Source organism: Pseudomonas sp. QLc11A (assembly GCF_052112305.1).
Taxonomy (GTDB): domain Bacteria; phylum Pseudomonadota; class Gammaproteobacteria; order Pseudomonadales; family Pseudomonadaceae; genus Aquipseudomonas; species Aquipseudomonas laurylsulfatiphila.
This window is the reverse complement of record NZ_JAVAJJ010000001.1, coordinates 1-23,952: the sequence shown is the minus strand read 5'-3', so window position 1 is coordinate 23,952 and position 23,952 is coordinate 1. Positions and strand designations below refer to the sequence as shown.

The window sequence follows — 23,952 nt, the reverse complement described above, 5'->3', positions numbered from 1 at the left end:
GGATTTTGATAAACGGTTGAAAGCGCAGAGAAATATTTTAGATTTATGCTTGACGCATCCCCGTTACCGGTGAATAATGCGCGCCACTTGGCTACATAGCTCAGTTGGTTAGAGCATAGCATTCATAATGCTGGGGTCCGGGGTTCAAGTCCCTGTGTAGCCACCAAGTACTAAAAACGGCTTACCGAAAGGTAGGCCGTTTTTTTATGCCTGCGTTTTTTATGCCTGCGTTTTTTATGCCTCGTTTTTTATGCCTGTAGGAGCGAGCTTGCTCGCGATGGCCTCAAGAGCGCCGCGTTTAGCCAGTAAACACGCGTTATCGTTAACGACCATCGCGAGCAAGCTCGCTCCTACACGGTCGGTAATGCCGACAGCGCCCGCTCCCAGATCTGCCACGTGCGCAACCAGACCATCGACTGCCAATCGCTATCGGCCGGATAGAACTGCTCCAGCAGATTCAACTTGATCCCGCGCCCTGTTGCGTCACCCGGATTGCCATACAGATGCAGCCAGTGGTCATCGCGCAAATGGCGGTGAACGTCCGGCCCCGGATACGTTCCGCACTCGATGACGAATGGCATCAGGCGCACCTGCGGCAGCGCATCGATCAACGCCTGCGAGGTGTAGCCGGTAGCCGTCGCCGCTACGCCGGTTTCGCTCAGGGTATCGGCGCCGGTTTGCAGGCTGTAGAGCCACGGGCCGTAAATCGCCTGCGCATCCGCCAGCGCCGGATAGGCGGACTCGGTGATGGTCAGCAACATCGGATGACCGTATTCACCCGCGCCGGTGTGCAAGTCGAAACACATGGCCACTTCGGCATGGGCCAGGTGCTTTTGCACGATCCGGTGCAGTGTGCGGTTCGACCAGCTCGGCGCCAGCCCGCCAAAGAACAGGCCGTCGGGGTGAGCATGCTGACCGCCCTCGACAATCGACATCACCGCCGGCCAGCCATGCAGGCGAATCTGCTCGTCGAGCAAGGCATCGGCACGCTCACGCTCCGGACCGTGCAACTGCGGGCAGGCATAGATTTCATGCAAGGCGTTGTAGGCCTGGTTGTCCGGCAGCGATCGCTGGAAATCCAGGTGATTGCGGTTCAGGTCGATGTTGTCTTCGTTGACCCGGCGCAACCACGCCATGCCCCAGGGGTTGATGGCATGGATCATGACCACGGCGACATCCGTTGGCAGGGAACGCTTGCCCAACTCCTGCAGCCATTTGATCTGGCAGCCCGAGCCATAGAAGCCTTCAACCCCGTGGGTGCCGCTCAGCGCGATCAACAGGCGCTTGGCGCCCGGATCACCCAACACCGCCACATCGGTACTCAGCGATTCACCGAACGGACCTTTGAGCGGGTGTGGATATTCAGTCAAGGTTGCGCCTGCGGCAGCCGCTGCGGCCAGGAACTGTTCACGCTGGGTGCGGTAGCCGGGCTGGATTGGGAACTCGGTGTGCATGTCTGCCTCTTGTTGATTTTCTGGCCTGCCTGTTGGCAACGACCCTACAGAAATTCCGGCCATTGATGAAGGACAAAAACGTCAGTGCCGTGGGACCCGGTTTGCGTCCCTCCCGGTCGGCCGATAAAGTCCACTGATCGTAGATCCAACGGACGGAGTACCCCACGTGTTCTCAACCTTCCCTTTGCGCCGCCATCGCCTGCCTGCCCTGGCACTGATTGTCAGTGCCTTGACCCTGGTCGCGTGCAACAACGCTTCGGTGCCGACGTTGCCGCTCGCCCCGGAAAGCGCTTCCGGTTTCCGCACCGATCTGAAAACTCAACACGCCGAGAAATTCATGGCAGCGGCGGCCAACCCGCTGGCAGCCGAAGCCGGGCGGGAGATGCTGCGCCGGGGCGGTTCGGCCATCGACGCGGCAATTGCGATGCAAGCGGTGTTGACGCTGGTCGAGCCACAGTCTTCGGGCATCGGTGGCGGCGCATTGATCGTACTTTGGGATGGCAAAGCCGTGCGCACCTACGACGGCCGTGAAACCGCCCCGGCCGGTGCCACCGAAAAACTTTTCCTGCAAGCCAATGGACAACCGATGGGGTTCACCCAGGCGCAGATTGGCGGCCGCTCGGTGGGCACGCCCGGCGTATTGCGCGCCCTGGAACTGGCTCATCAAAAACACGGACGCCTGCCCTGGGCGCAGCTGTTTGAACCGGCCATCCGGCTCGCCGGGCAAGGCTTTGCCATTTCGCCACGCCTGCACCAGTTGATCGCTGCGGATTCGTCCATGCCACGCTCCCCGGAAATGATGGCGTACTTCCGCAATGCCGATGGCAGCCCGAAAGCCGTCGGCACCCACCTGAAGAACCCGGCACTGGCGGCCGTATTCAAACGCATCGCCCACGAAGGCCCGGATGCCCTGTACAAAGGCCCGGTCGCCGAGGAAATCGCCGCCAAGGTTCAGGGCCACGCCAACCCCGGCAGCCTGTCCCTGACCGATCTCGCCAACTATCAGGCCAAGGAACGCGCACCGCTGTGTACCGACTACAAACGCTGGCAGGTCTGCGGCATGCCGCCACCGTCGTCGGGCGGGATCGCCGTGGCGCAGATCCTCGGTACGCTGCAAGCCCTGGAGGCTCGCGACAAGCGCCTGGCACTGGCACCGCTGAAACCGGTCAAGACCACAGCCCCGGCCGGTATCGAACCCGACCCGCAAGCCGTGCACCTGATCTCGGAAGCCGAACGCCTGGCCTACGCTGACCGCGCGCAGTACCTGGCCGATACCGACTTCGTGCCCGTGCCGGTCAAGGGCCTGGTCGACCCGGCCTACCTCGCCAGCCGTGCCGCCCTGATCGGCGAACGCAGCATGGGCACAGCCAAACCCGGCACGCCGCCGGGCATCCGGGTGGCCTACGCACCGGACCGTTCGCCGCTGCGGATTTCCACCTCGCAAGTGGTGGCCGTCGATGACGCCGGCGGCGCCGTGTCGATGACCACCACCATCGAGTCAGCGTTCGGCTCGCACATCATGGTTCAGGGTTTCATGCTCAATAACGAGATGACCGACTTCTCGTTCATCCCCGAGGAAAACGGGCAGAAAGTCGCCAACCGCGTCGAACCCGGCAAACGCCCGCGCTCGTCCATGGCTCCGACCCTGATCTTCGACCGCCAGACAGGAGAATTCCTCGCCACTGTCGGCTCCCCCGGCGGCTCGCAAATCATCGAATACGTGGCCAAATCCACCATCGGCCTGCTCGACTGGAACCTCGATGCGCAAGCGGCCATCAACCTGCCCAACTTCGGCAGCCGCAACGGCCCGACCGAACTGGAACAGGGCCAGTTCAGCCCCGCGCTGATTCAGGCGCTGAAAGACAAAGGGCACAGCGTGAGCGAAATCGACATGACCAGCGGCACCCAGGCGATTGTTCGGGTCAAGGACGCCCAGGGCAAAGCGTCGCTGACGGGAGGTGCCGACCCGCGGCGTGAGGGGCAGGCGCTGGGGGATTGAGTCACGCGCTGGAGTGATGAAAGGCCTGCCAGTGAGCAGGCCCTTTTTGGGGGGCTTGACTGGTCTGGAACTCACTTCATTTTCGACCCGGACGCGGTCCTTTGTGGGAGCTGGCTTGCCAGCGATGGTCGTCAACGATAACGCGTGTGATCTGGATAAACGCGGCGCACTTGCGTCCATCGCCAGCAAGCTGGCTCCTACAGTTTCGGCGTGGGCGCGTTCTTTTGTGGGAGCTGGCTTGCCTGCGATGGTGGTTAACGATAACGCGTGTGAACTGGATAAACGCAGCGCCCTTCAGCAGCGCACTTAACGACTGATCTTCAACCCCTGCCGAACCTGATGTTTTTCCAGCGCCAGTTCGATCAACCGCGTCACCAGCTCGCTGTAGGTCATGCCGGTGGCCTGCCACAATTTCGGGTACATGCTGATGCGGGTGAAGCCGGGCAGCGAATTGATTTCGTTGATCAGCACTTCGCCACTGTCGGTCAGGAACACATCGACACGGGCCAGGCCGGAGCAGCCCAGGATCTGGAACGCCTCGACGGCCAGGGCGCGAATACGCTCGCTGGCCTCAACGCTGATATTGGCCGGCACTACGACTTCTGCGGCCGTGTCGTCGATGTATTTGCTGTCGTAGGAATAGAACCCGCTGCGCACCACAATCTCGCCGCAACCACTGGCGATGGCGTCCTCATTGCCGAGCACTGCGCATTCAATCTCGCGGCCGCTGACCGCAGACTCGACTAACACCTTGGTATCGAAACTCAACGCCAGCTCCACCGCTGCGCTGTATTCGGCCTCGTCGGCGACCTTGCTCACACCCACGGAAGAGCCCTGGTTCGCTGGCTTGACGAACAGCGGCAAACCGAGCCGGGACTGAACATCGGCAAACCCGGTGCGCGCCGCCGAGGCGCGGGTCAATGTCACGAACGGCGTCACGGCCAGGCCGGCATCACGCAGCAGACGCTTGCTGATGTCCTTGTCCATGCACACCGCCGAGCCGAGCACATCGGAGCCGACAAACGGCAGATCGGCCATGCGCAGCAAACCTTGCAGGCAACCGTCTTCACCCAGGGTGCCGTGGACGATCGGGAAGATCACATCGACGTGGCCAAGCATTTCCTGACTGCTGGTTTCCACCAGTTGCTGGCTGGCTTTGCCCGGCACCACGGCCAGCTCGCGATTGGACTGGTTGAGGGCGATCAGCGCCGGGTTTTCCTGGTTCAGCAAAAAGTTGGAAGGGTCGTTGAGGTGCCAGTGGCCTTGTTTGTCGATGCCAATCAGCACCGGCTCGAAGCGTGAGCGATCGAGGGCGTCGACGATATTCTTCGCCGACTGCAGCGACACTTCGTGCTCTGCCGAGCGCCCGCCAAAAATTATCCCTACACGCAGTTTTTTCATCGCCTGGCCTCCTGGTGAATGTGCTTACAACCTCAATAGTCGAAACCTTACGGCTGCAAGCTCTTGCCGTCCACCGGCTCGCCAATGGTCAGGAAGTGCCCGCCCGCCACGTGGTGCAAGGTGCGCAAGGCGTCTTGCCCTTCAAAGTGCCAGCGCCCTTCGCTGAACACGCGCTCGTCGGCCTGGGCGGCAATCACTTCGGCCAGGAACAGATCGTATTGCTGGTGGTTGTTCGGCTCCGGCAACAGGCGACATTCCAGCCAGGCCACGCAGCCCTCGAGCATCGGCGCTTCGACCGACTCGCCGGTGAATGTCTGCAAGTCATAGGTCTCGAACTTGTCGCGCCCTTGGTCCTGGCTCAACTCCAGGCCGGAGGTCGAACCAACGGTCTGCACAATGTCGGCCTGGGCGGCGCAGGGAACGTTCAACACAAACGTGCCCGAGGCTTCCAGCAACTGGCGAGTCCAGGTGGACTTGTCCAGCACCACGGCAATTTTCGGCGGTTCGAAATCCAGCGGCATGGCCCAGGCTGCCGCCATGATATTGCGTTGGCCATCGTGGGCGGCGCTGACCAGTACGGTCGGGCCATGATTGAGCAGACGATAAGCCTTGGACAAGGGAACCGGACGGCGGTGGGAAGCGCTCATGGAAGTCTGCTCCTGGGGGAAAGGAGCCGATTGTAGCGCCCACGTAACCCTGTGGGAGCGGGCTTGCTCGCGAAAGCGTCAGTTCAGTCACAGTTGCGTTTAATGAAACACCGCTTTCGTCGGAACGCCGCCCGGAGCAAGCCCACTCCCACCAAGAGCTGATCGCAGGTCAGTTTGTGAGTTGATTGGCAAACTGCCCCACCGCATTGACCACTTTCTGTGCACCGTCCTGGATCTCGACAATCACCGTGCCCGCTTCCGCCGCCAGCGCCAGGCCCTGTTCGGCCTGGAGTTTGCCATCGGTCATCAAGGCCACGGCGTTGCGCGCCATGTCCTGGTTCTGCCGCACCACGAGGACGATTTCGTCGGTGGCCTGGCTGGTGCGCGACGCCAGTTGCCGGACTTCATCCGCCACCACGGCGAAGCCGCGACCCTGCTCGCCCGCACGCGCCGCTTCGATGGCCGCGTTGAGCGCCAGCAGGTTGGTCTGTTCGGCAATGCCGCTGATGGTTTTGACGATGGTGCCGATCACCAGCGACTGCTCGTTCAAGGCTTCGATGCCGTCGCCGGCAGTTTGCATGTGTTTGGCCAGATCACGCATCACGTCCACGGCCTGGGTCACCACGGCGTTGCCGCGCTGGGCGCTTTGGTCGGTTTGCTGCGAGGTGCTGTAGGCAATGTTGGCGGCTTCGGCGACGGCGTGTTCCTGATTGACCTGATCGGTAATCACCGTGGCGAACTTCACCACTTTGTAGAGATTATTGTTGGCATCGGTCACCGGGTTGTAGGACGCCTCAAGCCAGACTGTACGGCCATGGCTGTCGACACGCTTGAAACGGTCGGCCACGTACTCACCCGCGTTCAGCCGACGCCAGAAGTTCTGGTACTCGGCACTGTTGTAATCCTCCGGCTGGCAGAAGGTGCGGTGATGCTTGCCCTTGATCTGCGCCAGGCTGTAACCCATGCCACTGAGGAAGCGGTCGTTGGCGGTCAGCACGTTGCCGTTGAGGTCGAATTCGATCACCGCCGTGGAGCGCACCAGCGCGCCGATCAGGTTCTCGTGTTCGCGGGAGGCCTCGATGGTGCGGGTCAGGTCGCTGGAGAAGATCGAAAAGTTCTTGATCCGCCCGTCCGCCGAGCGCACTGGCTGCAGGATCGAGCGCAACCAGGCTTCCTGGCCCGTGCCGCGTAACAGGCGCACCGCACCGGCGAAGTGCTCGCCACGGGTCAACGCGTTCTTGAAGCGCTGCTGGAATTCGTCGAATTTCACGTGTTCCGGGACGAGGTCGTCGATGTGCCGGCCGATCAGGTCGCCGCTCTTGTAATGCATTTCGCCGAGGAAGTTCTGATTGACCGACTGAACCCGTCCATCGCTGTCGAGGGTCAGCACCAGCATTTCGCTTTCCAGACTTTCCTTCACTTGCTGGAGGCTGGAGAGTTCTTCACGAAGAGCCGACAGCTCCTGCTTCAAGCGTTTATTGAACATGGGAAAGCACCGATGGACAGGGGTAGAAAGCGATATGCAGCCTAACCATCGGCCTTGGAAACATTTACTTAAGTGTGTTTCAGGTTTGTCCTACAAAAATAGTGACGACGCGCCCGATCAATGCGCGCCAGCGGCAGAACAGCCTGCGATTCTCGGCATCCGCACACCGAAGTACGCCGCACTGCCCACGCCCACCGCGCCCATCACCGCACTGAACATCACGCAGATCCACGGACTCCACGGCATCAGGCCGATCAACAACAGCGGTGTGACACTCGCCCAGGCGGCGTAGGCAATGTTGTAGGTGAACGAGATACCCGAGACGCGAATTCGCGCCGGGAACAGGCTGACCATCACCGATGGCACCGCGCCGACCACCCCGCAGGCCAGCCCTGCCAAGGCGTAAGCCAGGCCGATCCAGTCGCCGCCCATGATCAGACAGCTGTAAAGCACACCGATGCCCAGCGGCAGCAGCAGGCTATAGAACATCACCGTGCGCCAGGCGCCAATGCGGTCGACCAGCAGCCCGGCAAGCACGCAGCCGATGTTCAGGAACACAATGCCCAGTGCGCTCAAGGCGAAGGTATGGCTGGCGGTCATGCCAAAGGTTTTCTGCATCATGGTCGGGGTAATGACCACGAAAACCACCACGGCCGATGTCAGTACACAGGTGAGAATCATCGCTGGCAAAATGGCCAGCCGATGCTCGCGCAAGACCGTGCGCAGCGGCAGTTCGCCGGCCGCCTCGCGCTGCGCCTGCATGGCCATGAACACCGGGGTTTCGCTGAGCCAGCGACGCAGCCAGACGCCGATCACACCAAACACGCCGCCGAGCAGGAACGGGTAACGCCAGGCGTAATCGAGAATTTCCGCCGGAGTGAAAGCCTGCGCCAGGAAGGTCGCGGTCAATGCACCGATCAGATAGCCGAAAGTCAGCCCCGCCTGCAGGAAACCCAGGGCATAACCTCGGTGACCGATCGGCGCATGCTCGGCGACGAAAACCCAGGCACTCGGCACTTCGCCGCCCACCGCCGCGCCCTGGAGAACGCGCAGGACCAGTAGCAACAAGGGTGCGAAATAACCGATTTGCGCGTAGGTCGGCATGATCCCGATCAGCAGGCAGGGCAACGCCATCATCAGGATGCTCAGGCTGAAGACTTTCTTGCGCCCCAGGCGATCGGCGAAGTGCGCCATCAGGATGCCGCCCAACGGTCGCGCCAGGTAACCGGTGACGAAAATCCCGAAGCTTTGCAGCAGGCGCAGCCACTCGGGCATTTCCGGCGGGAAGAACAACTGGCTGAGGGTCAGGGCGAAAAACACGAAAATGATGAAGTCGTAGATTTCCAGCGCGCCGCCGAGGGCGGCGAGCCCCAGGGTCTTGTAGTCCGAGCGGCTGAACGGCGCCGGGCGCGAATCGGTGTTGGCAGTCATGTAAAGAACTCTGGCACAGGCAAAAACCAAGGCGCCCATGGTCTACGCAAACGCGCTGGCGGACAACCCGTTAGACCAAAGTCCCATAGCCACGAATCAGCCCCGCAAAAATCCTTGGCCTGAATTAATGTTGGCATCTGTCCAGACGGGCGGTTGCCGCCCCGAAGACCACTACAAACATAAAAATTCGAGGTACCCCCGTGGCCGCTGATATCGAAGATAGCCGCTCCGCCCGCTTTGCCCTGCGCTGTTCAAGTTTTGCCGAACGCTGGTTCCCCGACTCCTGGGTGTTTGCTGCCCTGGCGGTGATTATCGTGGCGGTGGCCACCATGGCCATGGGCGCCAAGCCCACCGACGCCGCCATGGCCTTCGGTGATGGCTTCTGGAGCCTGATCCCTTTCACCATGCAGATGGCCTTCGTGGTGATCGGCGGTTATGTGGTCGCCAGTTCACCACCGGCGGTGAAACTGATCGACCGTCTGGCGAAAATCCCGAAAAACGGCCGCTCTGCCGTGGCCTGGGTCGCGCTGATCTCGATGGTCGCCTCGTTGCTGAACTGGGGCTTGTCCCTGGTGTTCGGCGGATTACTGGTGCGCGCCCTCGCCCGCCGTACCGATCTGAAAATGGATTACCGTGCCGCCGGTGCCGCCGCCTACCTGGGGCTCGGTGCCGTGTGGGCCCTGGGCCTGTCGTCATCGGCCGCTCAATTGCAGGCCAACCCGGGTAGCCTGCCGCCCTCGATTCTGTCGATCACCGGGGTGATTCCATTCACCCAGACGATCTTTCTCTGGCAGTCCGGCGTGATGTTGCTGGCCCTGATCGTGATTTCGCTGATCATCGCCTACGCCACCGCCCCCGGCCCGAATTCGGCGCGTGACGCCAAGGCCTGTGGCGTTGACCCGAGTTTCAACCTGCCACCGCTGCAACCACGCACCCGCCCCGGCGAATGGCTGGAGCACAGCCCGCTGCTGACGATTCTGCTGGTGCTGCTGGCTGCCGGATGGTTGTTCCATGAGTTTTCGACCAAACCGGCCATCAGTGCGATTTCCGGGCTGAACACCTACAACTTCCTGTTCATCATGCTCGGAGCCCTGCTGCACTGGCGCCCTCGCAGCTTTCTGGATGCCGTGTCCCGAGCGGTGCCGACCACCACCGGGGTGTTGATCCAGTTCCCGCTGTATGGCTCGATCGCTGCACTGATGACCACGGTCAAGGGCGCCGATGCGCAGACCCTGGCGCATCACATCTCGACCTTCTTCGTCAGCATTGCCTCCCACGACACCTATGCCGTGCTGATGGGCGTGTATTCGGCGATCCTCGGTTTCTTCATTCCGTCCGGTGGCGGCAAGTGGATCATCGAAGCGCCGTACGTGATGCAGGTGGCCAATGATCTGAACTATCACCTGGGTTGGGCGGTACAGATCTACAACGCCGCCGAAGCCTTGCCGAACCTGATCAACCCCTTCTACATGCTGCCATTGCTGGGCGTGCTGGGGCTGAAGGCGCGGGACCTGATCGGCTTCTCGTTCGTGCAATTACTGGTACACACACCACTGGTGCTAGTGTTGTTATGGGCACTGGGGACGACGCTGGCGTATTTGCCGCCAGTCATGCCGTAACCTGAAAGACAGGGGCCGGTATTGATCGGCCCCTTGTTGTTCCGCCCGTCGGTTTCAGTATCTGCTGGTCTAATACGCTGAAAAGGATCTGAGCATGTTCAAACTTGCGGCACTCACCCTCGCAGCCCTCACCCTGAGCACCACCGCCCATGCCGATGTCAATTTGAAGCTGGGCACTACCGAACGCGTTACCCGCCTCTTCGCCTACCCCAACAATTGCAACGTGATCTGCTTTCGCAACTGGACGCTCGAGCAAACCGTCGAGCATTACCTGACCCAGAGCGTGCAGCGCGATGGCTATGGCGACGCGAAGGTTCTGGTCAAAAACGACAATGGCCAGCTCTACGCGCAAATCATCGGCGTGCCCAATAGCTATGAAAAACCTTTGGCAGCGCTGCTCGATGCCGGTGACCTGGCCTATAACGGCGCCAGCAAACTGAATGCCGACGGCAAGTGGGCGTACAGCTGGTACCTGTTCCTGCCGCTGGGCATGGCCCTGGAGAACCGCAGAAGTGTCGAGTTGCTGCACTTCCCGCCCGACTATTCGTTGACCCAGGCCCAGGATTACCTAAAGTCCGCCACCACGGATCGCTGGGCCTCGCTGCTCACCGTCAATGGCATCCCGGCCGAGCAGACGCCGGCCTTTCAGACCATCATCGACATCGCCCCTATAGCCGCCCCCTCCAACGCCGGCAAGGACCTGGAGGGCGTCTACAGCTACTTCAACGACTACCAGACCACCATGGTCAGGAACGTCAGCCTGCACTCCAGCGGTGAAACATTGCCGATGGTCGCCTTCGGCTCACCGGTGCGTAACTGGATCAAGCAACAATACGGGGCGACCGTGAATGTGCTGGGGCTGGCGACGATCAGCCCGAGTGACGGGGTGAAAGTGCGGGTGCTGGGCTCCAACCACCCAAGCTACATCTGGTATGCCGCCGATCCGGCAAGCTATTCCGGCAACGATGCCAAGGCCAAGGCCGATGCGGCGGGGCTGAAAGTCATGGGCCAGGATTTGAGTGCCGCCTGCTGGCAGGCCGTCATGGGCCGCCAACCGGACAGCAATGCCGATATCGAGCTGAAAACCTGCACACAAACCTGGCAAGTGGCCGAGAAGGAAAAAACCTGCGCGCTGTTCTACACCTCGATTCGCAACCTGACGCCGGGACAAGCGGCGGCCAAATGCTCGACAGCAGCGACCCAGTTGCAGCTCAAACAGCTCAAGGCGCCCGCACCGGCCACCGCCCTGCCCCCGCCACCGCTGTAAACCGACTATTGGCAGTTCATCTGTCAGTTATGACAGTAGACCGCCCGCGATATCTGCGAGAGGCTTGGGCTGTACCCACGTGCTGCAGCGCTGACTGGACCGTCAGCCGATGGATGTCGCAGCACCCAGCCGACAGGGATCGTTATGAAAGCCGATGCACTGCGCAAGTCTCTCGCACCGCCGCCGCAGGGTATTTACCCATTTGTGGAGTTACCCCCGCACCTCGGATATCCATCCCTGGCCGATTTCGAGATTCTCTCGAACGACCAGGGCACACCCATGGCCGCGGCAGCGTTGCGCGAGTTCCCCCGCATAAGCCGGATCTGCCGGGTATCGGGGCATTTGCTGCCCTGTCGTGGCCGGCATACCCGACAACTGGCCCGGGATATTCATGTCCATGACCCGCATTTCTGCGGACTGCTGCGCCACTCTTGCGACCCGAACGTATTTCTCGACATGAGTGAGCTGTGGTTATGGGCGCTCAAAGACATTCAGAAAGGTGACTGGCTGTCGATGGATTACGCCGCCACGGAAGACAAACTGCTGCGCCAGTTCGCCTGCCGCTGCGGTTCGTACAACTGCCGGGGCTGGATCACCGGTTTCGATGAAGCGCCGAACGCCGACGGCCAGCTGTTTTTGCAACAGTGGCGTCGGCAAAGTCCGCACTGAAGGGCTTTACAGGGGTTCGAACGGACGCAGGCGGTACTGCGGCGGCAACTGCTCGAAGCCGCTGATGGTGGCGTTCAGGCTCTTCCAGCGACCGTCCTTGATACCGTAGATGCAGCCATGAATCGACAGGCTCTGCCCACGGTGCCAGGCGTTTTGCACAATGCTGGTGTGCCCGACGTTGGCCACTTGCTGGATCACGTTGAGTTCGCAGAGACGGTCGACCCGCTCTTCTTCGGTGTCCAGTTTGGCGAGTTCTTCGCGCTTTTCGTAATAGAGGTCGCGAATCGAGCGCAGCCAGCCGTCGATCAGGCCGAACTGGCGATCCTGCATCGAGGCGCGCACGCCGCCGCAGCCATAGTGGCCGGTGACGAGGATGTGCTTGACCTTGAGTACGTCGACTGCGTACTGAATCACCGACAGGCAGTTGAGGTCGGTGTGCAGCACGACGTTGGCCACATTACGGTGTACGAACAGATCGCCCGGCAGCATGCCAACGATCTCGTTGGCCGGCACCCGGGCATCGGAACAACCGATCCACAGGAACTCAGGGGTCTGTTGGCGGGCCAGCTTGGCGAAGAAGTCAGGATCCTCCTCCTTGATCGCAGCGGCCCAACGCTCGTTGTTATCAATCAGATCTTGTAATTCGTTCATGCTCTGAAGCCTCAAGAATGATGCGCAGCTTTGACTGACAACCGTCCGTCGAGGTCACGCGCGAAATGCGGATGCTCTCCTGATCCGGTACAGGGGGCTCCATGCCGGTGGAATTCTCGGTAGCCACGTGGGTCAACCGTAGTAAGGCCTACAGTATGAGGAATTGCCATGAATGATTCACGACGTCCGTACGATGCGGTGCAACCGGAACCCGTCGACGACAACGAAGACCGCATGGGCTCGGTGCGTGAGCTGGATTTCGACACCGAAGAACCCAGCGCCAGGATCGGTGACGAACTGCCGGAAAACGAGCGCGAACAACTGATGCCGCGCCGCCGCGGACGTGAAGCAGGCCTGACGGGTGCCTCGACCGGCGACCATCAACCTACTGACGACGACCTGAGCCCGGAAACCCTGATCCGTGAAGACGGCGCCCGGGATGCCCATGAGGCGGGCAATGATAAACGCGCGGATTGGGACCTGAGCATCGTCGATGAGGACGATATTGGCGGTGGCAATGGCCTGGATGAGGCGGAAATGGCGCGGCGCGATCCGATGGACGGCAAGCGCTGATCTTCAGTGCCTGAAAGATCGCCATCGCGAGCAGGCTCGCTCCCACAGGTTTTATGTACGACACAAATCTCTGTGGGAGCGAGCCTGCTCGCGAAGAGCTTTTGAGCTCAATCGACCAATGTGCAGGCCATGACCACCGCATCTTCGCGACCGCCCACCGCCGGGTAGTAATCCCGGCGCCGGCCGATCTCGTTGAAACCATAACGCTCGTACAGTTTGAACGCCGCAGTATTGCTGTCGCGCACTTCCAGGAAACACTCCCGGGCGTCGGCCTTGTAGGCAATCGACATCAAATGCTCCAGCAATGTCAGCCCCAGGCCGCGGCCCTGGTTTTCAGGCTTGACTGTAATGTTCAGCAGGTGCGCCTCGTCGAGGATGATCTGCACCACACCGTGGCCCACCTGTTGCTGGCCTTCGAACATCAGCCAGATCTGATACTTGCCCAAGCCGTCGAGGAAAATTCCGCGGGTCCAGGGATGGCTATAGGCCGCGTACTCGATTTTCAGCACGGTTTCCAGGTCCGCCTCGGTCATCGGGCGAAACGATACAGCGTCACTCATTCGATTCTTTCCAGCGCGCCATCAGCCGACGCATGGCTTGCCAGACATCAGCCTTACGCTGTGGCTCTTCCATTAATAATTCCAGGCCCGGTACCGCCCAGGCCGAGCCCAGACCTTCGATCTGCAACTCGCGATTGAACGCCTCGGCATCCGCTTCGCCGGCAAAACGCACGGCGGGCAGGCCGATCAGCCACAGGCAGGCGCACGGCGTTTCTTCCATGCGCACCGAGAGAAATCCTTGCACGAAGTCGCGGGCGGCTTCCGGGCCCTGGTCCATCGTGCCACGCACCAGCAGCGGCCAGCGCACCGGCTCGCCGACGATCTGCGGGCTGTCCGGCAGACCGGCGGCGCGCAGCATGTCCTTGAGCAGCAGATAAGCAGGGTCGCGGGTCTGGAAGGATTCGCCTGTGGGTAACTCCACCAGCAGCAGGCAACGCCCGGCCCGCAGCAACTGCAGGGCGAAACGCGGCGGCGGCACGACCGGTGCCTTGACCACGACGGGGGCCTCTTCGGCCTCCTCCACCGGTTTGGCACCGGTGCGGGTGCTCGCCAGCGATGGTCGCGGCACCTCGATCTTCACCCGCTCTGCCGGTTTGACCACAGGCGCCACGGGCGTCTCAGCCACGACAGCCGGCACGACAGGCGCGGCCTCGGCCGGCTCGGGTATCTCCAGCAGCTCGGGCCGCGACGGCGCAGCAAAGGGCAATTCGGTGCGCGGCAGCCAGTTGACCACCTGCATGGCGTTCAAATAAGCGCGACGACGGGACTCGATAAGCAAAGGTCGGCCACTTGTGGATAACTAAAGTGCGCTGATTCTACCGCCGTTCGCACAAGATCGCGCGCTGTTGATCGATAGACTTCACGGACAGAAAAAACAACAGCCCGTCCCGAGAGTGAATCGCATTGCCCCCGATGCAGTACAATCGCTGCTTTTAATCGCCAACCAGCCGGCCATTCCGATGATCGAACCCAAGCGCGTCTTGCGCGCCCTCGCTGAACACTGGGCACTTCTGGAGCCACTGTGCGAGCACTTCGACCAAGGCACACTGAGCCTCAACGAACTGCGCACGCAACTGGCCGCCCAGCAACTCGACAGCACGCCGCAGGACATTACCAGCCTGCTCGACGTGTGGATTCGCCTCGACATCCTGGTTCCCGTGGCCAAAAGCCCGAACCGTTTCGAGCTCAATGCGCAGATTCACGACTTCCTCGCCTATCTGCGCCGTGAACACCGCCTGGGCCTGTGCCTGGAGATCGAAGCCTACCTGCGCCACCTTGAGCGTCTGGCCGGCTACATCCAGGACGCGTTCGACATCCGCGACGGCAATGACCTGGCCCGCCAGTTGCGCCTGCTCGACATGCGCGTGCGTGACGTGCTGAAAAAACTCGATAACGACGAACAGGCACTGGTGGCCGTCGCCGAACGGGCGAAAACCAGCGATCGGCAGATTCCGTTGCGCCAGCGTTACGCGGAAGTGCTGGCGACCTGGGACGAATACGTCGAGCCGATGATTGATCTGGTGAACGCCGACGGCGCCTTCGAACAAGGAGTGCGCAAGGTCGAAACCGTGCTGCTGAAGATGCTCAGCGAACAGCAGCGCCTCGGCCACCTAGTCGACGACGACATGCTGCTGCGCACCCACGCGCGCATCCTCGAAATGCAGACCAGCGCCCAGCTGACACTGCGTCATGCCCGCGAGCTGCTCTTGCCGTTGCGTGAAGAGGCCCGCCGGCACAACGCCGTGACCCGTGGCGCAGCGCTGGCCCTGGCCGCCATCCGGCGCAAGGGCATCGATGCCGTACCACAAGCGGCGATGCCGCTGTTCACACGGCCGCAAAGCACTTTCCTCGGCAGCGCCAGTCAGGTTGAAGCCTACGTCTACGCCCTGGCCCGCTTCGAGCCCAAACCTGCACGCTTCCCCAAGGCGCACAAGACCCAGAAAGGCGAAGCCCCCCGCGCGCCTCGCACGGTTCGGGAAATGCTCGAGCGCTGCGAAGACGCCCTGCCGATGCCGGACCTGATGACCTGGTTGCTGGAGCAGGAACCGGACGGCGCCACCGACGAATTGCTGTACTGGTTCTCGCGCCTGTCGCGGGAAAAACGCTTCAAGCGCGAGCGTCTGGAACGTCGCGAATACCATACTCACGAGCACCAGGTCAGCCTGCGCTCCTTCGCCCTGCTCTCGGTCAGCGATGACGCCGCCGAGAATTCTGCGAGCATTCCTCATGCATCTTGATCTATCCGAACTGTCCCATCTGGCGCCGATCTTTCGCGAGCTGTTCAAGGGTTACCACGTCAGCCGCCGCGATCCGGAGCTGTACGCACAGTTGTCGAACTTTCAGGACCAATACCGCACGCTGTTCAAGGCACTGGGTTTTGAACTGGTCTGCGACACCCGCGGCTTCTACTACTTCGTGCCGGACCTCGCGGCAGCGGCGGTGAACAAGACCGCCCAGCGCCTGGCGCTGTTCACCTTCATCCTCGTCGAGCACCTGGCCGACCAGGGCCGCGACCCGATCTCCGTGCTCGACGGTGGCAGCCTCGGCCGCGATGAGCTGCCGTCGCTGCTGGAAAAGTACCGCGACCTGTTCATCCAGGCCGAAGTGCAGACCCAGGACGAGCTGGAAGAAAAGATCATGCGCCGCATGACCCAGCTCGGTTTCGCCAGTGAAGAAAACGGCGTCTACCGTTTCCTGCCGCCGATGCACCGTTTCCTCGATGTGTGCCTGTCGGTGCAACAAGACCGCGATCTGGCTGCCAGCCTGCACAGCGTATTGCCGCTCCCGGTGCCGGTGCTGATCGACGAAGACAGCGACGAAAAACTGCTGCAGACCGACGATCCGCTCGACTTGAGCGAATTCGAAAGTGAAAGCGAAGAAGATGCCCTGGCCCGGGCCATTGCCGAAGAACAGGAGCTCGACGCATGAGCAAGGAACGTTACGGCATCCGCCGCTTTGCCCTTTTGAACACCGCCGGCTACAGCCTCGGCCTGTTCCCCCTGGAAGAGCCGCTGTCGGTGTACGGCGCGAACAACCTCGGCAAATCCGCCTCGATCAACGCCTTGCAGTTCCCGATCCTGGCGCGCATGTCGGACATGAGCTTCGGCAAGTACAGCCTGGAACAATCCCGACGCTTCTACTTCGCCTCGGACACCAGCTACATCCTGGTCGAAGTCAACCTGCCCCACGGTCCGCACGTGATCGGTGTGGTCGGTCGCGGCCCCGGTGGCGGTTTCGGTCACCAGTTCTTTGCCTACGCCGGCAAGCTGGACCTGGCCCACTACCAGAAAAACGACACCTGCCTGCGTCAGAAAGAGCTGTTCACCAACCTTGAACGCGAAGGCCTGAAAGCCTACGAACTCAAGCCGGACGAACTGCGCCGTTTGCTGGTCGGTGGCCACACCTCGATCCCGCTGGACCTGACGCTGATCCCGCTGCGCTCCACCAGCGAGCAGAGCCTGAAAACCTTCCGCGCACTGTTCATCAACCTGCTGCACATGCGCGAAATCACCGCGGCCAAACTCAAGCAGCTGTTCCTCGATGCCTTCGAACACAGTCTGCGATCCGGCAGCGTTGATTACATTGCCGCGTGCGAAGAAGCCTTCCGCGATGTACGACGCATGGAGCAGGACTACAACTCGCTGGTCGCCGCCGGTCCGTTGGTCGAAGCGTTGGCCAACGGCGTGAAGCAACGCGACATTCTGCGCGGCAAACTGCACCGCATCTCGCCGCTGCTCGATTCATTGCTGGGCACCTGGTCGGACTACGCCAGTGCGCGCAAGGAAGAGCTGAGCATTCAGGCCGAGCACTACCGCAACGAGCAGGACGCCCTGCAAAACGATCAGCGCGGTGGCACTCAGGAACTGATGCGCCTGGAACGGGAAATCACCGGAATCCAGCGCTGGCTCGGCGAATTGTCAGTGCTCAAGCATCGCTTTGCCCTGGTCGATGACGTCAAGGTGCTGGAGCAGCAACTGCTGGCCGCCAAGGACGCCCACGATGAACTGGCCGGTGCCTTGGCGCAGTCTCGTCAGTTCAGCGCCGAAGACCTCGACGAGCGCCTGCGCGACCTGGAAAAACGCCTGAAGTCGGTCAAGCAGCAGCTCGATCACGCCGACAACAACAGCTACGCCCGACTGCGCGAAGAGTTCTCGCAGCAGGACGTCGAGCGCCTGATGCGCCTGTTCAACAGTGCGCTGTTCAGCCTGCCGCTGGGCGAACATGGCATCACCCTCGACGAAAACGGCGACTGGGTGAAGTCCGTGGAGCTGATCCTCGACGGCTTCAAAGGTGAACGCTTCGAAGTGCCGGGCCTGTCCATCGACATCTCGCACATCGAACCACCGGCCTTGCAGGCCCTGGCTGACCGTGCGGCCCTGCGCGACCAGAAAGAACGCCTGGAAAAAGAACTCAAGCAACTGAAAACCCAGCAAGCCGTGGCTGCCGACCGTGCCGCGAGCAAGACCCAGACCGAAGTGCTGTACCAGCAAGTGCTGGATGCGCAGAAAGCCCTGGAAGATTTCCGTCGCGCGCAAACCCTGAGCGCCGAAGAAGGCGACAAGCTGGAGCAGATGGCTCAGATGGAAGCCGCACAGGACGAATTGAAACGTTCCAGCGACGCCTTTACCGAGCGCGTCCAGCAACTGTCGGCCAAGCTGCAATTGGTCGGCCGGCAGATCGGCGACATGGAAGCCAAGCAACGCACCCTCGACGACGCCCTGCGCCGCCGTCAGTTGCTACCGGCGGACCTGCCATTCGGCACGCCGTTCATGGACCCGATCGACGACTCCATGGACAACCTGCTGCCGCTGCTCAACGACTATCAGGACAGCTGGCAAGGCTTGCTGCGGGCCGACGGCCAGATTGAAGCGCTGTACGCTCAGGTGCGCCTCAAGGGCGTGGCCAAGTTCGACAGCGAAGACGATATGGAGCGCCGCCTGCAACTGTTGATCAACGCCTATGCACACCGCACCGACGAAGCCCTGACCCTGGGCAAGGCTCGCCGTGCCGCCGTGACGGACATCGCCCGGACCCTGCGCAACATCCGCAGCGACTACGACAGCCTCGAACACCAGTTGGCGCTGTTCAACCGCGAAATCAACAAACGCCAGGTCTCCAACCTGCAAAGCTTCCGCATCGTGCTCGCACCGAACAAGGAAGCGCTCAAGCACATCGACCAGATCATCCACAGCGCCGGTCAGTACGAGGAAGGCGAAACCCTGTCGGTCTTCGACCTCAGCCAAAGTGCCGAGCAGGACAACAAGAACGAAGAAGCCAAGGAATACCTGGCGCGACTGGTGGCGGCGAACCACAACCAGCTCGGCCTCAAGGACTTGTTCGAGCTGGCGTTCGAGATCACCAAGGTCAACGGTCAGCCGGTGATTCACACCGACATCGACGGCGCCGCGTCCAACGGCACCACCATGACCATCAAGGCGCTGACCAACATGTACTTGTTGCTGCACTTGATGGACCGTGACCAGGCCGGTCGCGTGCGCCTGCCGTACTACCTCGATGAGGCAGCGGACATCGATGAGAAGAACCAGGCCGCCTTGCTGGAAACCAGCTTGCAACTGGGCTTCGTGCCGATCCTGGCGAGCGTGAAGCCGCAGGTCTGCGCCAGTGTCGCCATCGACCTGGAAGGCGGCAGCGGCCCGGCCGGCATCTACATCGACGAGGCGGACTGGAAGTACATCCGTCGTCACGACCAGGTGAAGGCAACGGTCAACGAACAAGCGGATGAACCGGAGCTGGATGCGGTCTGAGGCTTGAATCGAAGGCAATAGAAAAGGCCGCGGTCCGATGGATCGCGGCCTTTTTCATAGGTCTGTCATTTAGCTTTGCAGTGAACTTCAGGGCCTCTTCGCGGGCAAGCCCGCTCCCACAGAGTCTGTGGCCAACCGATAACCCTGTGGGAGCGGGCTTGCTCGCGAAGGCGTCATCACTGACACCAGAAAACTACTTGCCGAGCGAAATCTTCGGCGCCCAGGTCAGCCATTCCTCTTCAAATTTGTCGAACAACGCGAAGGTCTGCTCCGGCCGCGCCGGGCTGCCCATGCGTTCGCCGTCCGGCGTGGCGAAGGCGACACCGCCCTGAATCATCGTCTCCAGGGATTCAGTGCGCACCGTTGCACCTCTGAACAGTCCGACATCGAAGTCGAAACCGCTGGTGTTCCAGAACCGTGTGCCGCTACGCACCAGCGGCGCGTACTTCGGCTCGATCAGGATATGGATCAGGACACGATCGGCGGTCTGCCCCAATTCATAACCCGTTACCTTGCCCACCGTGATTTCGCGATACGTCACCGGCACACCGGCCTTCAGCGAACCGCGACGAGCGGCGCTGAGCACCAGACTCAAACCGTCCTCACGTTTTACAGCTTCAGGCGGGCTGGCCAGGGCCATGAAACTTTTCTGCGGCCCCAGATTCTTGGCAGCTGGCAGCACTTCGATGTATTGCCCGGTCACCAGGGTTTCAAGGTTCGATGTCTTGATCAGCCCCAGTTCAGGCTTGACCACCCAGAACTGACTGCCGACCCGGGCGATGCGCTCCGGCACTTCGGTAATCCGTGCGGTCAGCAGCACCGATTGCAGGTCGTCACTCAGGTCAACGTCCTCGATCTTGCCGACATCCAGGCCCTTGAAGCGAATCGGCGTGCCCGTACGCAATCCATCGGCGCGATCGACCTTGATGGTAATCACCTCGCCCTTTTGCGTGGCGTCGTCATGGCTGGCGAACAAGCGGAAACGTGGAATGCGCTTTTGTAGCGGTGCCTTGGCTTCCGGGGTTTCAAACGCAATACCGCCGGCCATCAGGCTTTGCAGCGATTCACTCTTGACTTGAATGCCACCGGTCAGACCACCCGAGAGCGTGATACCGCTGGCATTCCAGAAGCGTGTCGAGGCGTTGACCAGATCCTCGTATTCCTTCTCGATATGCACGCCGATGATCAATTGCTTTTTTTTGCGCGAGAACTGATAGCTCTGTACCGAACCTACCTTGACCTGCTTGTAGAGAACCGGACTGCCGACTTCCAGCGAGCCAAGGTTTTCGGTGAACAACACCAGGTGCAGGCCCGGCGCACGCAGATCCAAGGGTGGCGCCTTGGGCCGCGCGACGAATTCGCGTTGCGGCGCGGCACCCTTGTCGCCAGGACGCACAGCGATGTAGTTACCTTTGACCAGCGCCTCGAGACCGGTAATCCCGGCGAGAGAAATCGACGGTTTGACCACCCAGAACTGCGTGCCGTCGACCAGGTAATCTTCGGCCAACGGGTCCATCGTCAACTCGGCGGTGGCCCCGGACAGGTCGGGATCGACCTTCAGCGCCTTGAGATTGCCGACCTGAATGCCTTTGTACATCACCGGTGTACGACCGGCCTGCAAGCCTTCGAAGTCGCTGAGCTTGACCTTGATCCGGATACCGGCCGCCGCCGCATCGAAGTCTTCATAGAGTCTGAACGGCAGACTTGGGTCGGTAGGCGGGCTGTCCTTACGGTTTTCGGGTGTAGCGAACGCAATACCACCCGCGACAATGCTGGCCAGGGATTCACTGCGAATCTTCACCCCCGACAGATTGGCGTCGATGCTGACCCCGCTGGCATTCCAGAAACGTGTGTGTTTGCGCACCAGTTTGGCGTAAGTCGGCTCGATGAAGACCTTGAGCTCGACGGTGCTCTGGTCCTCGGACAACACATAGCTTTTGATCTGCCCCACTTTGATCTGTTTGTAAAACACCGGACTGCCACGGTTCAGCGAGCCCAGGCGGTCAGCCTTGATGGTCAGGTGCAGACCGGGCTGGGCATCGGAAAGCGGCGGTTCCTGGGCCAGGGCCTTGAACTTGCGAACCGGTTCACCCTCGCCCGGACTGATCGCAACGTAGTTGCCCGAAACCAGCGTCTCAAGACCGGTAATCCCTGCCAACGTCACGCTCGGCTTGACCAACCAGAAACGCGTGCTGGTGCGCAGGTATTGCTCTACGTCCTTGTTCATTTCGATGCTGGCGATCACGCCTTTGGAACTGCCTTCGTCATCGAGCTTGAGGCTTTTTACCTTGCCGACCGACATGCCTTTATAGACAACTTCGGTCTTGTTGGCCTGAATGCCTTCGCCACTTTCAAAGCGTACCTGAATCTCGATACCGGTCTCGTTATAGGCACGCCAGCCGAGCCAGCCGCCGATGATCAAGGCGATCAGGGGCAACACCCAAATGGCAGACCAGTTCGAAGCCGGTCGGGTTTTCGCTACAGGCAAATCAGTCATGGTCGTCGTCCGACTCCGTGTTATCCCAAATCAGTCGGGGATCAAAAGTTACTGCGGCAAGCATCGTCAGAATCACCACCGAGGCGAAAGCGATGGCGCCAAGATTGGCTTCGATGCTGGCAAGCCGCCCAAAATTCACGACCGCCACGAGGATGGCAATCACAAAGATATCGAGCATCGACCAGCGGCCGATGAATTCAATGAAACGGTACATCCAGATACGCTGGCGAGCCGAAAGGGGCTGATGGCGCTGCACGGAAAACAGCAGCAGAGCAATGCCCACCAGCTTGAAAGTGGGCACCACGATACTGGCTATAAACACCACGGCCGCAATGGGGAACATGCCGTAGTGCACCAACTCGATCACACCCGCCATGATCGTGCTTGGCGCTCCTTTACCGAGGGAGTTCACGGTCATGATCGGCAACAAATTGGCCGGTATGTAAAGAATGGCGGCGGTAATCAGCAATGCCCAGGTGCGCACCAGGCTATTCGGGCTGCGGGCATGCACCAACGCACCGCAGCGTGTACAGACTTGCTCGTCGGTATCAGCTTCCTGCCTGTTCAATTCATGACATTCCTTGCAAATCAGAATGCCTGCATCAATCGCCCGCATGGGCATCCTCTCCTGATAACGCTTGCCAGATCTGGTGAGGCGACATTACAACCTCCAGCCAGACTTGAATCAGCAATAAACCAATGAAGCACGCCAGGCCGAGGCCTACGGTGATAGCTGCCATATCTGCCAGTTTGACGATCGCCACCAGCACGCCCATGAAGTAAACCTCGAGCATCCCCCATTCGCGTATATGGTGATAAATGCGATAGAGCAACAAACCGTAGCTGCGCCCGACATCAAAACGGATACTCAACAATACGGCCAGTTGGCACAGCAGCTTGAGCAGCGGGATCCCCATGCTGCACAGGAATACAATCACTGAAACGCTTTGCATGCCCGTGTCAAAAAGGGCGACAACGCCGCTCCAGACAGTGTCTTGCGAAGACTGCCCGAGTAGATGGAGCTGCATGATGGGTAAAAAGTTCGCCGGAATAAACAACAACAAGGCGGCTATGACCAGTGCGAGACTGCGCTGTACGACGTTATACCGATTGGCATAAAGCTCGTAGCCGCAGCGGGGGCACAGGGCTTTTTCGCCATGGGCGAGTTCTGGCTTACGCATGAGCAAGTCGCACTCATGGCAGGCAACCAGATTTTCCAGTGGTAATTCTGACAGCTCTTTGGCGTCAACCGAATCCGGCATAAGCGCTCTGACTCTGAAAAAGTTGGACCTATTCTAGTGTCCCGGGACAAAAATAACTGCGCCAATTTGTGCTCGATTGAGCATGCTTTTTCTACGCCAAAAACAAAACCCCAACTGCTTTCGCAATTGGGGTTTCGGAATTTAATCTTGACGATGACCTACTCTCACATGGGGAAACCCCACACTACCATCGGCGATGCATCGTTTCACTGCTGAGTTCGGGATGGGATCAGGTGGTTCCAATGCTCTATGGTCGTCAAGAAATTCGGGTACTGAGTCGTGACCGGTTGGCCTCGCTTCAGCAAATTGGGTATGTAATAGAGTTCGGTGTTTTGTGAGTCTTTCGAACTTTCGGTTCGTTTCGTCTTCACACACCGCAATCTGGTCTCTTTCGTCTTTTCAACTAGGAGCATCAAATTGCTTGGGTGTTATATGGTCAAGCCTCACGGGCAATTAGTATTGGTTAGCTCAACGCCTCACAGCGCTTACACACCCAACCTATCAACGTCGTAGTCTTCGACGGCCCTTCAGGGAACTCAAGGTTCCAGTGAGATCTCATCTTGAGGCAAGTTTCCCGCTTAGATGCTTTCAGCGGTTATCTTTTCCGAACATAGCTACCCGGCAATGCCACTGGCGTGACAACCGGAACACCAGAGGTTCGTCCACTCCGG

19 protein-coding genes, 1 tRNA gene, 2 rRNA genes and 2 pseudogenes are annotated in these 23,952 nt (G+C 60.5%); 10 read left to right on the top strand and 14 right to left on the bottom strand.

Features of this window, described 5'->3' with window-relative positions:
• The first annotated feature begins 89 nt into the window (after positions 1-89).
• Positions 90-166 (top strand) — tRNA-Met (locus Q8X48_RS00120).
• Between the two features lie 184 nt (positions 167-350).
• On the opposite strand, the gene Q8X48_RS00115 is transcribed toward Q8X48_RS00120, so the two are convergent.
• The gene (locus Q8X48_RS00115; RefSeq protein ID WP_407799112.1) at positions 351-1,454 is read right to left on the bottom strand and encodes a DUF2817 domain-containing protein; all 1,104 of its coding nucleotides are present in this window, start codon (positions 1,452-1,454) and stop codon (positions 351-353) included.
• Between the two features lie 166 nt (positions 1,455-1,620).
• Between Q8X48_RS00115 and ggt the strand changes: the two genes are divergently transcribed.
• A complete protein-coding gene (ggt, locus tag Q8X48_RS00110; protein WP_407799111.1) occupies positions 1,621-3,453 on the top strand; it encodes a gamma-glutamyltransferase in 1,833 nt (610 codons plus the stop codon).
• Between the two features lie 124 nt (positions 3,454-3,577).
• Positions 3,578-3,763 carry a hypothetical protein gene (locus Q8X48_RS00105; RefSeq protein WP_095965608.1) on the top strand — a complete coding sequence of 62 codons (186 nt, stop codon included), beginning with the start codon at positions 3,578-3,580 and terminating at the stop codon, positions 3,761-3,763.
• On the opposite strand, the gene ddlA is transcribed toward Q8X48_RS00105, so the two are convergent.
• From ddlA to Q8X48_RS00080, 5 genes and pseudogenes are all read right to left on the bottom strand, one after another.
• Complete coding sequence (gene ddlA / locus Q8X48_RS00100) at positions 3,760-4,854, bottom strand: D-alanine--D-alanine ligase (RefSeq protein WP_407799110.1); 1,095 nt, start codon at positions 4,852-4,854, stop codon at positions 3,760-3,762. The two genes, Q8X48_RS00105 and ddlA, sit on opposite strands and share 4 nt — an antisense overlap.
• A gap of 47 nt (positions 4,855-4,901) precedes the next feature.
• A complete protein-coding gene (locus Q8X48_RS00095; RefSeq protein ID WP_407799109.1) occupies positions 4,902-5,501 on the bottom strand; it encodes a flavin reductase family protein in 600 nt (199 codons plus the stop codon).
• Between the two features lie 169 nt (positions 5,502-5,670).
• Positions 5,671-6,108: pseudogene (locus Q8X48_RS00090) on the bottom strand (methyl-accepting chemotaxis protein); the annotation flags it as partial.
• Positions 6,109-6,261: 153 nt separating this feature from the next.
• Positions 6,262-6,897 (bottom strand): annotated as a pseudogene (locus tag Q8X48_RS00085) (PAS domain-containing protein); the annotation flags it as partial.
• Positions 6,898-7,104: 207 nt separating this feature from the next.
• Positions 7,105-8,418 (bottom strand): MFS transporter, encoded by a 1,314-nt coding sequence (locus Q8X48_RS00080; protein WP_126047546.1) that lies wholly within the window; start codon positions 8,416-8,418, stop codon positions 7,105-7,107.
• 200 nt (positions 8,419-8,618) lie between these two features.
• On the opposite strand from Q8X48_RS00080, the gene Q8X48_RS00075 reads away from it, so the two are divergent.
• From Q8X48_RS00075 to Q8X48_RS00065, 3 genes are all read left to right on the top strand, one after another.
• Positions 8,619-10,037 (top strand): short-chain fatty acid transporter, encoded by a 1,419-nt coding sequence (locus Q8X48_RS00075; RefSeq protein WP_095965592.1) that lies wholly within the window; start codon positions 8,619-8,621, stop codon positions 10,035-10,037.
• A 94-nt stretch (positions 10,038-10,131) separates the two neighbouring features.
• The gene (locus tag Q8X48_RS00070; protein WP_407799108.1) at positions 10,132-11,304 is read left to right on the top strand and encodes a hypothetical protein; all 1,173 of its coding nucleotides are present in this window, start codon (positions 10,132-10,134) and stop codon (positions 11,302-11,304) included.
• A gap of 144 nt (positions 11,305-11,448) precedes the next feature.
• Positions 11,449-11,973: an SET domain-containing protein-lysine N-methyltransferase gene (locus tag Q8X48_RS00065; protein WP_126047550.1), complete on the top strand. Its 525-nt coding sequence runs from the start codon at positions 11,449-11,451 to the stop codon at positions 11,971-11,973.
• A gap of 6 nt (positions 11,974-11,979) precedes the next feature.
• On the opposite strand, the gene can is transcribed toward Q8X48_RS00065, so the two are convergent.
• A complete protein-coding gene (can, locus tag Q8X48_RS00060; protein ID WP_015096835.1) occupies positions 11,980-12,624 on the bottom strand; it encodes a carbonate dehydratase in 645 nt (214 codons plus the stop codon).
• Positions 12,625-12,792: 168 nt separating this feature from the next.
• On the opposite strand from can, the gene Q8X48_RS00055 reads away from it, so the two are divergent.
• The gene (locus Q8X48_RS00055; protein WP_015096836.1) at positions 12,793-13,197 is read left to right on the top strand and encodes a hypothetical protein; all 405 of its coding nucleotides are present in this window, start codon (positions 12,793-12,795) and stop codon (positions 13,195-13,197) included.
• A 107-nt stretch (positions 13,198-13,304) separates the two neighbouring features.
• On the opposite strand, the gene rimI is transcribed toward Q8X48_RS00055, so the two are convergent.
• Together rimI and Q8X48_RS00045 are read right to left on the bottom strand one after the other, a co-directional pair.
• Positions 13,305-13,757 carry a ribosomal protein S18-alanine N-acetyltransferase gene (gene rimI / locus Q8X48_RS00050; protein WP_007978046.1) on the bottom strand — a complete coding sequence of 151 codons (453 nt, stop codon included), beginning with the start codon at positions 13,755-13,757 and terminating at the stop codon, positions 13,305-13,307.
• Positions 13,750-14,496 carry an energy transducer TonB gene (locus Q8X48_RS00045; RefSeq protein WP_095965596.1) on the bottom strand — a complete coding sequence of 249 codons (747 nt, stop codon included), beginning with the start codon at positions 14,494-14,496 and terminating at the stop codon, positions 13,750-13,752. The genes rimI and Q8X48_RS00045 overlap by 8 nt, the downstream gene beginning before the upstream one ends.
• A 220-nt stretch (positions 14,497-14,716) precedes the next feature.
• Between Q8X48_RS00045 and mksB the strand changes: the two genes are divergently transcribed.
• Genes mksB through mksF form a run of 3 tightly spaced genes read left to right on the top strand, consistent with a single transcriptional unit; the run spans position 14,717 to position 19,522 of the window.
• Entirely contained in the window at positions 14,717-15,994 is a 1,278-nt protein-coding gene (gene mksB, locus Q8X48_RS00040) for an Mks condensin complex protein MksB (RefSeq protein WP_407799107.1), read from the top strand.
• Entirely contained in the window at positions 15,984-16,685 is a 702-nt protein-coding gene (mksE, locus tag Q8X48_RS00035; protein WP_007978043.1) for an Mks condensin complex protein MksE, read from the top strand. Before mksB ends, mksE begins: the two co-directional genes overlap by 11 nt.
• Positions 16,682-19,522, top strand: coding sequence for an Mks condensin complex protein MksF (gene mksF, locus Q8X48_RS00030; protein ID WP_407799106.1), 2,841 nt, complete (start codon positions 16,682-16,684; stop codon positions 19,520-19,522). Before mksE ends, mksF begins: the two co-directional genes overlap by 4 nt.
• Positions 19,523-19,715: 193 nt before the next feature.
• Here the strand turns inward: mksF and Q8X48_RS00025 are convergent, their stop codons facing one another.
• The 5 genes from Q8X48_RS00025 to Q8X48_RS00005 form a co-directional block, all read right to left on the bottom strand.
• A complete protein-coding gene (locus Q8X48_RS00025) occupies positions 19,716-22,019 on the bottom strand; it encodes a PqiB family protein (protein ID WP_218477268.1) in 2,304 nt (767 codons plus the stop codon).
• Positions 22,012-22,635, bottom strand: a complete 624-nt coding sequence (locus Q8X48_RS00020; RefSeq protein WP_015096842.1) for a paraquat-inducible protein A — start codon at positions 22,633-22,635, stop codon at positions 22,012-22,014. The genes Q8X48_RS00025 and Q8X48_RS00020 overlap by 8 nt, the downstream gene beginning before the upstream one ends.
• A complete protein-coding gene (locus Q8X48_RS00015) occupies positions 22,622-23,281 on the bottom strand; it encodes a paraquat-inducible protein A (RefSeq protein WP_015096843.1) in 660 nt (219 codons plus the stop codon). The genes Q8X48_RS00020 and Q8X48_RS00015 overlap by 14 nt, the downstream gene beginning before the upstream one ends.
• Positions 23,282-23,426: 145 nt before the next feature.
• Positions 23,427-23,542 (bottom strand): 5S ribosomal RNA (rrf, locus tag Q8X48_RS00010).
• Between the two features lie 171 nt (positions 23,543-23,713).
• Positions 23,714-23,952 (bottom strand): 23S ribosomal RNA (locus Q8X48_RS00005); the annotation flags it as partial.